The organism is Enterobacter sp. J49 (assembly GCF_002148625.1).
Classification (GTDB): Bacteria; Pseudomonadota; Gammaproteobacteria; order Enterobacterales; family Enterobacteriaceae; genus Enterobacter; species Enterobacter ludwigii.
Map to the genome: position 1 here is coordinate 563,027 of NZ_MWPY01000037.1, position 11,812 is coordinate 574,838.

Genomic DNA, 11,812 nt, shown 5'->3' on the forward strand with positions numbered 1-11,812 from the left:
GTTAGAAACAATTAAACCGCGTCAGATATATCCTGGAAGATGTTTTTCACGTTTTATTTTAGGAATATCCTCAGAAAGACAATATCAACTGTGAGGGCTATTATTTACGCGGTAGCTCACTGACAATATCTGCTAACAGATTGAATATCTCGCCGAATAAGTGCTCACAGAAGGGGGCGATAAGGGGCATCAGTAATGACATTAATAAAATACCGACCGTCAGCGTCAGCGGAAAACCAATGACGAACACCGAGAGCTGCGGTGCCATTCGGTTGAGTAAGCCTAAAGCGAGGTTCACGGTCAGCAGCAGGGTGATGATCGGCAGCGCCAGCATCAGGCCGTTCAGGAAAACAAGCCCGGCCGCACGCGTAAGCGCCAGAAACGCGTTGCTGTTCACCGGGTTTTCCCCAATCGGCAGCGTATGGAAAGTATCCACCAGCATGGAGATGAGCCACAGATGGCCGTTAAACGACAGGAACAGCAACATGGCGAGCAGATCGATAATGCGCGCCAGCACCGGCATGTTGAGGTGGCTACCGGGATCCACAAACGTGGCGAATGATAAACCCATTTGCAGGCCAATCAGTTCGCCGGCGGTCCGCACGGCCGCGAAGGCAAGCTGCATGGTAAAGCCTACGGCCACGCCAATCATCACCTGTTGCAGTGCAACCCACACCGCTTTCGCCGAGAAGATCGGAATATCCACGGGCGGGAGAGAAGGGGCGACGATAATGGTGATGATGATGCCCAGCCCCACTTTGACGCGCTTGGGTATCGTTTTCTCACTGAGAATGGGGGCCGTTGTAATCAGCGCCAGAATACGCAGCATCGGCCAGAAATAGACGCCAAGCCATTGAACCCACTGGTCACTGGTGAAGTGCAGCATCGTCGGGTCAGCCGATGATGTACGGCAGATTGGTAAACAGGTTGCGCATATAGTCCAGCAACAGGTTCAGCATCCACGGCCCGGCAACGATAATCGCCACGAACACGGCGATGATTTTTGGGATAAATGACAGCGTCATTTCGTTAATCTGCGTGGCGGCCTGCAGGATACTGATAATCAGACCGGTCACCAGCGCGACAAGCAGTAACGGCGCGGCAACGGCTATCGCGATTTTCATCGCTTCCGTGCCCATCATCATGACCGATTCTGGCGTCATTACGGCTCCTTAACTGTAGAAACTCTGCGCCAGCGAACTGACCAGCAGTTGCCAGCCATCGACCAGGACAAAGAGCATGATCTTAAAGGGCAGGGCAATGGTGGCCGGGGGCACCATCATCATCCCGAGCGCCATCAGAACGCTGGCGATCACCAGATCGATAATCAGGAACGGAATAAAGATGGTAAAGCCAATCTGAAAGGCCGTTTTCAGCTCACTGGTGACATACGCAGGCAGCAGAATACGCATCGGAACGGCTTCCGGTCCCTGAAGCTCGCCGGTATTGGACAGGCGGGCGAAGAGTGCCAGGTCCGCTTCCCGGGTCTGGCGGAGCATGAACTCACGCAGCGGCTGAGCCCCTTTATCGAGCGCCTCCTGCATGGAGATTTTATCTTCGCTAAACGGCTGGTATGCGTCGGTATAAATCTTGTCGATAACCGGCGACATAATGAAAAAGGTTAAAAACAGCGCCAGGCCCAGCAGTACCTGGTTAGGCGGCGCGGACGGGGTGCCCAGCGCATTGCGCAGCAGGCCAAAGACGATGATGATTCGGGTGAAGCTGGTCATCATCAGCAGGATCGCCGGAATAAACGTCAGCGAGGTGATGAAAACCAGCGTCTGCACCGGCAGCGACCAGCTTTGCCCGCCGCCTGCAAGAGGGGTTGAGACCAGACCGGGCAGTTGTGCATAAACCGCAGGGGCAAACAGGCCGACGCCCGCAAGCGTAAGGGATAACAAACGGCGCATCAGGATCTCCCGGAACGCTTAAGCAAACTCTTCATGACGGACTGAAAATCCGCAGGGACTTCTGCGCGCTCGTCACCCGTTGCCGGGGCTGGCGGCAGTTTATGCAAGACGTTGATGCTGGAGGCAGTCACGCCCAGCACCAGCCGTGTATCTTCCACATCGACAACGACCACGCGCTCGCGTGGCCCCAGTGTCGTGCTGGCGCTGACCTTCAGACCGCGGGTACCGGCGGTTTTACCCGCCAGGCCGAAGCGCTTCGCCAGCCATGCGGCGATAAGAATAAAGGCAATAATACCGAGCAACGCGCCGCTCACCTGGAGCAGCGGAGAGCCGGGAACGGCAGAGGGCTGTGATATTGTTGCCTGGGTTTTCATGCTTAACGGCTCAGACGACGCATACGTTCAGATGGCGTAATAATGTCGGTGATGCGCACGCCGTATTTATCGGCAACCACCACGACTTCACCCTGGGCAATGAGATAACCGTTGATCAGAATATCCAGCGGTTCGCCGGCGAGCCCGTCAAGGGCCACCACGGAACCCTGCGTCAGACGCAGCAGCTCTTTAATGGTCATGCGGGTGCGGCCCAGTTCCACGGTCAGCTTAACCGGGATATCCATAATCAGATCAATATCCTGCAGCGTACCGCTGACATCGCCGCCGCCGAGCTGCTGGAACACAGCATCCGCTGCACTTTTGGCCGGAGTCGTTTTTTGCTCGTTTAACGCGTCAGCCCACAGATCGTCCAGTGCTCCGCTGTTTTCATCGGACGGATTGTTCATGTCACTCATTTGGGCTGTTCCTCATTCAGCGAATTCAATATCGGGTTGATCAAGTGCTCAACGCGTAACGCATACTGACCGTTAATTGTGCCGTACTGACTTGTCAGCACGGGGACACCATCCACATGGGCAATAATGCGGTCGGGTTTTTCTATCGGCAAAACATCGCCGGGTTGTAATTTCAGGATCTGGGATAAGCGCAGCGGGATATCCGCGAAGCTCGCCACCAGCTCAAGCTGAGAATGCTGAACCTGACGCACCAGGTTTTCACGCCAGTTCTGATCTTCGTTGCGTGAGTTCTCCAGCGGCGGGTTGACCAGCAGTTCACGCAGCGGTTCGATCATGCTGAACGGCAGGCAGATGTTGAACTCACCGGTCAGGTTACCGATCTCCACATGGAACGGGGTATTAACAACGATATCGTTCGGGGAGGTGGTGATATTGGTAAATTTCACCTGCATCTCAGAACGTACGTACTCCACTTCCAGTGGGTTAATCGCTTTCCACGCGTCGCTGTAAGATTCCAGCGCCAGCTTCAGCATGCGGTTGATGACGCGCTGCTCGGTGTGGGTAAATTCACGCCCTTCCACTTTGGTCGGAAAACGCCCGTCGCCACCAAACAGGTTATCCACCGCAATGAACACCAGGCTTGGCGAAAACACCACCAGACCTGTGCCGCGCAGCGGTTTCAGGTGGATCAGGTTAAGGTTCGTTGGCACCGGCAGGTTGCGGGCAAACTCATGATACGGCTGGATGCGGATCGCACCGACCGTGATATCCGGGCTACGACGCAGCAGGTTAAACAGCCCCATACGGAACTGACGTGCAAAGCGTTCGTTAATGATCTCCAGCGCCTGTAGACGTTCACGTACTACGCGGCGCTGGGTATTGGGATCATAAGGACGAATATCGCTATCGCCGCCAATACCCGGTTGCGGATCATCGTTCTTATCGCTGTCGCCGTTAAGAAGCGCGTCGATTTCTGCCTGAGAAAGAATACTGTCGCCCATGTCGTTACCGCAGTATGAAGGCTGTATACAGAACGTCAGTGACTTCCTGCTTGGGTTGACCGTTTACCAGCGGGGTCGCCAGCGTCTGTTTAATGGCGTCGACCAGCTTTTGCTTACCGTCATCGGTAGCAAGCGTTGAGGCGTCCTGACGAGAGAACAGCAGCAGCAGACGGCTACGCACTTCAGGAAGATAATCATTCAGGCGCGCACGCGTGGCTTCATCTTTCAGGCGTAACGTAATACCCACATACAGCACACGATCCGCATCACCCAGATTCACGGTGAAGGTATCCAGTGGGAAGAATACCGGTGCCGGCGGAGGAGGCGGTTCGGCTTTGGCCGCAGCGGTAGAAGGTTCCTGCTGCATACGCCAGTAACTATAGCCCGCGGTAGCGCAGGCGGCGAGCGTGATTAACACCAGCAGCGGGATCCAGATGGAACGCTTGCTTTTTTTGGTGATCGCGGAGTCAGTCATCTGATACGAGCTTCCTGTTTCGGTACAGCTTAATAAGGTGATTATCCCGTGTCCTGCTGTCGTCAAAGCGTGGAAAAGACGGGGATAATCACGCTACCTCTGGCGTTTAGGCAAAGATGTCTACGGCACTGTTGCCACGCGCCGCGGATTGCAGGGCGGCAGGGGCAGGCAGTAACTCATCGCTCTCCTCATTAAAACCGCCGGTATTACCGGAACGTGAAGCCTGTTGCTGCTGTTGAGAGGAGGACTGCTGCTGTCCGGCAAAGCTCTCGCTGCTGACACTGCTTTGCGCGAGCTGAATGCCACTCTCAGCAAGCGACGTGCGCAGGACCGGCAGTGCAGCTTCCAGGGCCGCACGCACGTGGCTGTGCGCTGACACCATTTGCAGCTGTGCCTGGTTATCATCCAGTTTCAGGGTAATCTGGACCTGACCCAGATCTTCCGGGTGCAGACGCAACTCTGCGGTTTGCTGGCCCTGTTTCGTGAACAACGTAATGTGCTGACTCAGGGATTGCTGCCACTCCTGGGTTCCCAGCGGCTGGCTCAATACCGGTGCCGTGGCAACGGTTGCGGCAGCGTGGCTGGTGACGTTGCTGGAAATGACGGGCGCAAGCGTTGCGGTTGGGGCTGTTGAAGAGGGTGAACTGGCGAGATCCTGCTTCTCAGCGGCGGCGGCCACGATCGGGGTCGCCGGTGCGTTGACCGGTTGAGACGGATCGGCGTTTTGCGCCTGCGCCTGCGCCTGATAAGTCGACGCTTGTTGCGCTTTTTCATGGCCCGCCAGCAGGGTGCTTATGGACTGTTGACCTGCACCATTTTGCGAAAGCGCGGCAGCGTTCAGCGTTGATTTCGCCGTCACGCCAATACCTGTCGCGCCAGAGGCCACCGGCGTTGCCGTCTGCTGGTGGGGCAGCATCGCCATCAGCGCGCTCAACCCTGCCAGCTCTTCTTCGCTCAGCTCGCTTTTGCTGTCATCTTGCGTTTTCACCGCGCTCAGGGTCTTCAGGGCATCACCTTTTGAAACCGGCACCAGCCCGGAAACGAGGGTTTCCAGCGGGGTGGCTGCTGTCGGTTCATCGCCTGTCAGGGCTGGCTGACGCGAGAGCAGGTTGGCTATTTTGGCCTGCAGGGTGTTCTCTCCCCCGGCTTCCTGAGCAACTTTTGACAGCTTACTGCCGGCTGCTTTCAGGTCAGCCAGCGTCAGCGGCGCATCGTTGCTATGGCCTGTTGCGTCAGTCAGGGCGCCTGCCAGCAGAGAAAGAAAGTCTTGTGCACCGTCGGTGCCTTTCCCTGTTTGCATGCCACCCGACAGGTCGCTGTCGGTCATCAGCAGTTGTTGCAATGTGATCATTCCGGTTTCCTCATTGATGCGCGCTGGGCAAACTCATCCATTTTCTTCTGATCCAGACGGTTTTCCGCCAGGGTCGTTGCCGCGATCTGTCGGTCCTGTAAGGTCTGCCAGGCCTGCAGTCGCTGCTTTTTCTCGCGCCAGAAATTCAGCGCGGTGTCGACTTTCTGGGTCCACTGGTTAAGCTGCTGGCGATGCTGTTCTATCGCCTTTTCCAGCGTCTGAATAAACTGCTGATAGTTAATCCAGCGCTGGCTTCCAATGCCTTGTGTCATATCGGTATTGAGGTTGGTGCGATATTCATGCTGATAGTCGATTAACATCTTCAACTGCTCTTCAGCCTGCTGGCACCCGCGTCGCATTGCGCCAAGCTGCAATGCGGCATCATCAACTTCTTTCTCAGCCAGATCTTTCAGCGTTGATAACGCGCTGTTTTGCGCCATGACCTTCGCCCTCCACCTGTGTTACACCTGCGGGAAAATCAGCTCCAGTGCCTGGAGTGAGTCTTCCCAGTCGGCGCGTTCAAAAATACCTTGTTGCAAAAACGCCTCCAGCTGCGGCCACAGGCTAATCGCTTTGTCGAGCATCGGGTCGCTGCCTTTGGCATACGCCCCCACGCTCACCAGATCGCGGTTGCGCTGGAAGCTGGAGAGGAGTTGTTTGAAGTTACGCACGCGGGCGTAGTGCTTCTCTGTGATCAATGCCGTCATTGCACGGCTGATTGATGCTTCGATATCAATTGCCGGGTAGTGGCCGGCTTCGGCCAGACGGCGCGATAACACAATATGACCGTCGAGGATCGCACGCGCGGAGTCGGCAATCGGGTCCTGCTGGTCATCGCCTTCGGTCAGAACCGTATAAAAAGCGGTGATTGAGCCGCCGCCGCTGATGCCGTTTCCTGCACGTTCGACCAGCGCCGGAAGCTTGGCAAAGACCGAAGGCGGATAACCTTTGGTCGCCGGAGGTTCTCCGATGGCGAGAGCGATTTCACGCTGCGCCATCGCATAGCGGGTCAGGGAGTCCATAATCAGCAGCACGTGCTGGCCGCGGTCACGGAAATCTTCCGCGATACGGGTGGCATACGCAGCACCCTGCATACGCAGTAACGGTGAGACATCCGCCGGTGCGGCGATGACCACCGAGCGGGCACGGCCTTCTGCACCGAGAATATTTTCAATAAAGTCTTTTACTTCGCGACCACGTTCACCGATCAGACCCACGACGATGACATCGGCCTGGGTGTAACGTGCCATCATGCCAAGCAGGACGGATTTACCCACCCCTGAGCCGGCAAACAGGCCCATACGCTGCCCGCGGCCTACGGTCAGCAGGGCGTTAATCGGGCGCACGCCGGTGTCGAGGACATGTTCGATGGCGGTACGCTGAAGGGGGTTAAACGGCTGGGTGATCAGCGCGCCGGTTTCGGTGGTGTCCGGCGAGGGCAGACCGTCCAGCGGTTTGCCGCTTCCGTCCAGTACGCGGCCAAGCAGGGCAGGGCCAAGCGGGAGCTGTTTCCCGCTTTGCAGTCCATCGCCGCTGATGTTTTTCGCATACACGCGCGCACCGGGCAGAATGCCTTCAACTTCTTCAAGGGGCATCAGGAACAGGCGCTGGCCGTTAAAGCCGACGACTTCGCTCTCAACTTCACGCGTCTCTTGTCCATCCTGACGCTCAATCACGCAGGTGGCTCCCAGCGGAAGCTGCAGGCCAGTGGCTTCCAGCACCAGGCCGGTGGCCCGCGTGAGTCGTCCGTAACGGCGAACGGACGGCAGCTGCGTCATCTTCGCTTCAAAATTATCGAGCGTGTTGAGCCAGCGGGTGAGGCGTGCAGTCATCAGACGACTCCCGGTGCTGCCAGGCGGCACAGTTCCTGCCAGCGGGTCGCAACGCTGGCATCCAGGTCACCTTCATCGGCAGAGACTTTGCAGCCTCCGTGATGCAACGACGGGTCGCCGCGCAGACGCCAGCCGTGCAGGCTAAGCGTCGCGCCCAGACTCTCTTCCACGCGCTGGAGGTCGTCCGGATGCACGCGCAGCTGCGGTTTCCCACTGAACAGCGGCTCCTGCTGAAGCAGGCCCTGAATTTGTTTAATCAGCGCGGTGTTGTCCACCGCCGGCGCGTGGCCGATCACCTGACGGGCGGCTTCCAGCGCCATCTGCATCAGCCTTGAGGCAATGACGCTGTCCAGTGCATCCAGCGTGTGCTGAAACTCGCTGACCAGCTGCTGCATACGGGCGTGAAGTGGAGCCTGTTGCTGGCGCGCCTGTTCAATGCCGTGTTCTAACCCTTTGGCCAGACCTTCCTGATACCCCTGATCGTGGCCTTTCTGGCGTCCTTCGTTCAGGCCAGCCGTGTAGCCCTGCTCATGGGCCTGCATCTGCAGCTGGGCCAGCATCTGCGCGCGCTGCTCTTCTTCGCTCAGCTCAGGCTGCTCGACATCCGGGTCGCCCTCTTCGGGCGACAGCACGGCGGGTGTGAACTCTGACAGGGGAGGCGCCAGATCGTCGGGCGTCCAGCGCTTCCACGGCAGTTCATTAGACATAGGTGTCGTCTCCGCTGCCAATCACCATCTCGCCGGTTTCCGCCAGACGACGAACGATAAGCAGGATGGCTTTCTGTTCGTTTTCCACCTGAGACAGACGGACCGGGCCACGGTTGGCAAGGTCGTCGCGCAGGATATCTGCCGCACGCTGAGACATGTTGCGCAGGAACTTCTCGCGCAGCGGCTGCTCGGCACCTTTGAGGGCGATAAGCAGCGACTCGGAGTCCACTTCCTGGAGCAGGCGCTGGATGCTGCGATCGTCCACTTCGACCAGGTTTTCGAACAGGAACATCTCGTCGATAATTTTCTGTGCCAGCTCGCCGTCGAATTCGCGGACGGCGGTAATGACCGCTTCTTCCTGCTGCGTTTTCATCAGGTTGATGATCTCTGCCGCCGTTCTCACGCCGCCCATTTTGCTGCGCTTGAGGTTCTGGCCATCGAGCAGGTTGTTCAGCACTTCGGTCAGCTCCGCCAGCGCGGCTGGCTGGACACCACCGAAGGTCGCGATACGCAGCATCACATCGTGACGCAGGCGCTCTTCGAACAACGCCAGAATATCGGCCGCCTGGCCACGTTTGAGGTGGACAAGAATGGTGGCGATAATCTGCGGGTGCTCGTCGCGGATAAGGTCGGCGGCACTCTGCGGCTCCATAAAGTTGAGCGTCTCAATACCGCTGGCGGTATCGCGCGTTTCCAGAATGTCTTCCAGCAGGCTGGCAGCACGCTCTTCGCCCAGCGCCTTGACCAGCACGGAGCGCAGATAGTCGTTGGCGTTGACGTTGAGCGCGGCAAACTGTTCGGCTTCCTGCTCAAATTCAGACAGCACTTCCGTCAGCTGTTTGTTAGAGATCTGGCGTACGTTTGCCATTGCCGCACTGAGAATCTGTACTTCGCGCTGGGAGAGGTGTTTGAACACCTCGGCCGCACGGTCTTCGCCAATGGTCATCAGCAGGATGACGCTTTTATCGGTGCCTGAAAGCGTGTTACTCATGTTCGTTACCCATCCACTGGCGGATGACCAGCGCCACGACGCGCGGATCGTTATCTGACATTTCGCGAATGCGCTGGCTCATGACCTCGGCGCCCATACGCTGGTTAGCACGGCGTTGCTGCATCTGTTCGTCTTTGCTGAGGCGAACTTCAACCGCATCTTCCACTTCCTGACGGGTACTGACCTGTTCGCGCGCCGCTTTTTCAGCTTCAGCACGACGCTGGAGCTGAGGACGAATGCCCTTACGCCACAGCAGCCACGCGACAATCAGAACCAGCAGCCAGCGACCTGCGGACAGCAGCTGATCGATAAACGCCTGCTGTTGCCAGAACGGCAGTTCGCCACCTGACTCTTCAACCGAGTTGAACGGTGAGTTCACCACGTTGAGCGTGTCGCCGCGTTTCTCGGAGTAACCCATCGCTTCACGGGTCAGGTCTTCAATCTGTTTCATCTGCTCGGCGGTCAACGGCAACGGTTTGCCATCCGCCAGCGTTTTGTAGTTCACCACCACCGCAACCGACAGCCGCTGTACATCGCCCACGTTCAGTTTGGTGTGGCGGATAGTACGGTCCACTTCGTAGTTGGTGGTTTCGTTACGACTGCTGGTACGCGGACCGGCGGTGCTGGCTGTTGATGTGGTCTGCTGATTCGTTTGCTGACCGTTCTGCTGATTAGCCGGTGGCGTTGAGATTGGTGCCGCGTTAGCCGGTGCTGGCTGGTTAGACAGTGCGCCCGGCACACCGCCTGGGTATGCGCCGCCAACCTGTTCGTTTTCATTGACCTGACGAGAGCGCATCACCGCCTGAGCCGGGTTGCCATTCGGGCTGTATTGCTCTTCGGTCTGTTCTTTATTAGAGAAGTCAATCTGCGCGGTAACCTGCGCATGCACGTTGCTGTTACCCACGACCGGGCCAAGGATGGCTTCGATGCGACGCTGCACGCGGCTTTCCACGTCCGCGGCATATTTCAGCTGCGCGTCATTCAGATCGCGGCCTGCGGTATTGGACTGGGTCAGCAGATGACCACTTTGATCAACCAGCGTCACGTTACCCGGCGGGAGACCGGCAACGGCGCTGGAGACCAGATGGGTCACCGCGCTGATTTGTCCTTCATCCATTGCACGGCCAGGCTGGAGGTTAACGGTGACGGAGGCCGACGGGGATTTCTGCTCGCGGACAAACAGGGAGGGTTTAGGCATGGCCAGGTGCACACGGGCACTCTTCACCGGACCCAATGTTTCAATCGTACGGGCCAGCTCACCTTCCAGCGCACGCTGGTAGTTCACCTGCTCGCTGAACTGGCTGATACCGAATTTTTCCTGATCCAGCAGTTCAAAACCTACCGCACCGCCTTTTGGCAGTCCCTGTTGCGCCAGGCGCAGACGAAGTTCGTGCACCTTATCAGCCGGTACCTCCAGCGCACCGCCGTTATCCGCAAAGCGATAAGGGATGTTCATCTGGGTAAGCTGGGTGACGATGGCACCGCCATCCTGATCGGAAAGGTTACTGTAAAGCGTGCGGTAATCAGGGCTTTTCGCCCACAAGACCATCGCTACAAGGATCGCAATTGCGGCAGCGCCTGCCACGATCAACGGGATTTTAGGATTCGCGCGAAGGCGGTTCATCCACTCGAGTGATTTATTTTGTGGCGCTGTCGATGCTGTTGCACTCATTGCGCACCTCTTAAATCCTGGTGGTTTACGTTATTCGTGTAGAGAAACAAAACTGACTCCCGGGTCGGCAAACACGACAAAAGTTCCATATTGATGGCCCTGCCATTATTTGATGATTCAGGATTTTCTATGCGTCAAATAACCTGGTTTTTTCACGCTATTTACCGCCATTATCTTATTGACAAGCTGTTAGTCTTGACCCCGTAAAAAACCATTCAGGGGAGAGTCATGGCTATACAGGGTATTGAAGGGGTGATCAGTCAGTTGCAGGCAACGGCGATGACGGCCCGTAATCAGAATGTGGCAGAACAACCGAGCATCAGTTTTGCAGGACAACTGCACGCCGCGCTTGACCGTATCAGCGATACCCAGACCGCCGCACGTACTCAGGCGGAGAAGTTCACCCTCGGCGAGCCGGGCGTGGCACTGAATGATGTGATGACCGATTTGCAAAAAGCCTCGGTTTCCCTGCAGATGGGGATTCAGGTGCGTAACAAGCTTGTGTCTGCTTATCAGGAAGTGATGGGGATGCAGGTTTAAGACCCGTCGATCTTCGCTGGCAGCCCAAGCGCTTTAATGCCACAATATTTTTTTCTTCGAATGCAGGAAAGATGATGAAAAAAATAGCAATTGCTGGCGCGCTGCTGGCACTGACCGGGTGCGTTCAGGTGGATAACTATCAGGAAGTGATCAAACACCCCGTCCCGGCGCATCTGGCAGGGTACTGGCAGTCAAAAGGGCCGCAGAGCAAAATGGTCAGCCCAGAGGCGATTGCCACGCTGGTGGTGACGGAGGAGGGCGATACGCTGGACTGCCGTCAGTGGCAGCGCGTGATCGCTGTACCGGGTAAAATCATGCTGCGTTCAGACAGTTATTATAACGTCACCCGCAAGCTGGATATTTATCCGCTGGAGCGCGATGGCTCTGTTCTTGAGTATGATGGTATGGAGCTACAGAAGGTCGATCGCCCGACGGTAGAGTGCGCAGATTATCTGAGCAAAAATCCGCTGGAGAGTAAACTTCCGTAGTGCATGTTGCCGGGTGGCAGCTTCGCCTGACCCGGCATTCAATTCACGTCAGATG

The 11,812-nt window shown here is 57.1% G+C and carries 14 protein-coding genes and 1 pseudogene; 2 read left to right on the forward strand and 13 right to left on the reverse strand.

The window, feature by feature from the left end; all coding sequences use genetic code 11:
* Positions 1–84 precede the first annotated feature (84 nt).
* The 13 genes and pseudogenes from fliR to fliF all read right to left on the reverse strand — a co-directional run bounded on the left by fliR (position 85) and on the right by fliF (position 10,729).
* Positions 85–886 (reverse strand): annotated as a pseudogene (fliR, locus tag BJP35_RS20905) (flagellar biosynthetic protein FliR).
* Positions 887–893: 7 nt separating this feature from the next.
* On the reverse strand, positions 894–1,163 hold the full coding sequence (gene fliQ, locus BJP35_RS20910; protein WP_008500315.1) for a flagellar biosynthesis protein FliQ: 270 nt from the start codon (positions 1,161–1,163) through the stop codon (positions 894–896).
* Between the two features lie 9 nt (positions 1,164–1,172).
* Positions 1,173–1,910 carry a flagellar type III secretion system pore protein FliP gene (fliP, locus tag BJP35_RS20915; RefSeq protein ID WP_008500316.1) on the reverse strand — a complete coding sequence of 246 codons (738 nt, stop codon included), beginning with the start codon at positions 1,908–1,910 and terminating at the stop codon, positions 1,173–1,175.
* Positions 1,910–2,284, reverse strand: coding sequence for a flagellar biosynthetic protein FliO (gene fliO / locus BJP35_RS20920; RefSeq protein ID WP_086463535.1), 375 nt, complete (start codon positions 2,282–2,284; stop codon positions 1,910–1,912). The genes fliP and fliO overlap by 1 nt, the downstream gene beginning before the upstream one ends.
* Before the next feature lie 2 nt (positions 2,285–2,286).
* Positions 2,287–2,700: a flagellar motor switch protein FliN gene (gene fliN, locus BJP35_RS20925; protein ID WP_014170738.1), complete on the reverse strand. Its 414-nt coding sequence runs from the start codon at positions 2,698–2,700 to the stop codon at positions 2,287–2,289.
* A complete protein-coding gene (gene fliM / locus BJP35_RS20930) occupies positions 2,697–3,701 on the reverse strand; it encodes a flagellar motor switch protein FliM (RefSeq protein ID WP_014170737.1) in 1,005 nt (334 codons plus the stop codon). The genes fliN and fliM overlap by 4 nt, the downstream gene beginning before the upstream one ends.
* 4 nt (positions 3,702–3,705) lie before the next feature.
* Positions 3,706–4,176, reverse strand: coding sequence for a flagellar basal body-associated protein FliL (gene fliL, locus BJP35_RS20935; RefSeq protein WP_020883336.1), 471 nt, complete (start codon positions 4,174–4,176; stop codon positions 3,706–3,708).
* A 106-nt stretch (positions 4,177–4,282) separates the two neighbouring features.
* A complete protein-coding gene (gene fliK / locus BJP35_RS20940) occupies positions 4,283–5,527 on the reverse strand; it encodes a flagellar hook length control protein FliK (protein ID WP_086463536.1) in 1,245 nt (414 codons plus the stop codon).
* Complete coding sequence (gene fliJ / locus BJP35_RS20945) at positions 5,524–5,967, reverse strand: flagellar export protein FliJ (RefSeq protein ID WP_014170734.1); 444 nt, start codon at positions 5,965–5,967, stop codon at positions 5,524–5,526. The genes fliK and fliJ overlap by 4 nt, the downstream gene beginning before the upstream one ends.
* Before the next feature lie 21 nt (positions 5,968–5,988).
* The gene (gene fliI, locus BJP35_RS20950) at positions 5,989–7,359 is read right to left on the reverse strand and encodes a flagellar protein export ATPase FliI (RefSeq protein WP_032678467.1); all 1,371 of its coding nucleotides are present in this window, start codon (positions 7,357–7,359) and stop codon (positions 5,989–5,991) included.
* Positions 7,359–8,066 carry a flagellar assembly protein FliH gene (gene fliH / locus BJP35_RS20955; protein ID WP_032678466.1) on the reverse strand — a complete coding sequence of 236 codons (708 nt, stop codon included), beginning with the start codon at positions 8,064–8,066 and terminating at the stop codon, positions 7,359–7,361. The genes fliI and fliH overlap by 1 nt, the downstream gene beginning before the upstream one ends.
* A complete protein-coding gene (gene fliG / locus BJP35_RS20960; protein WP_014170730.1) occupies positions 8,059–9,057 on the reverse strand; it encodes a flagellar motor switch protein FliG in 999 nt (332 codons plus the stop codon). The genes fliH and fliG overlap by 8 nt, the downstream gene beginning before the upstream one ends.
* Entirely contained in the window at positions 9,050–10,729 is a 1,680-nt protein-coding gene (gene fliF / locus BJP35_RS20965; protein WP_025203806.1) for a flagellar basal-body MS-ring/collar protein FliF, read from the reverse strand. The genes fliG and fliF overlap by 8 nt, the downstream gene beginning before the upstream one ends.
* A 228-nt stretch (positions 10,730–10,957) precedes the next feature.
* On the opposite strand from fliF, the gene fliE reads away from it, so the two are divergent.
* Both fliE and yedD read left to right on the forward strand, forming a co-directional pair.
* A complete protein-coding gene (gene fliE, locus BJP35_RS20970) occupies positions 10,958–11,269 on the forward strand; it encodes a flagellar hook-basal body complex protein FliE (protein WP_014170728.1) in 312 nt (103 codons plus the stop codon).
* Between the two features lie 74 nt (positions 11,270–11,343).
* On the forward strand, positions 11,344–11,757 hold the full coding sequence (gene yedD, locus BJP35_RS20975) for a lipoprotein YedD (protein WP_020883340.1): 414 nt from the start codon (positions 11,344–11,346) through the stop codon (positions 11,755–11,757).
* The last annotated feature ends 55 nt before the right edge of the window (positions 11,758–11,812 follow it).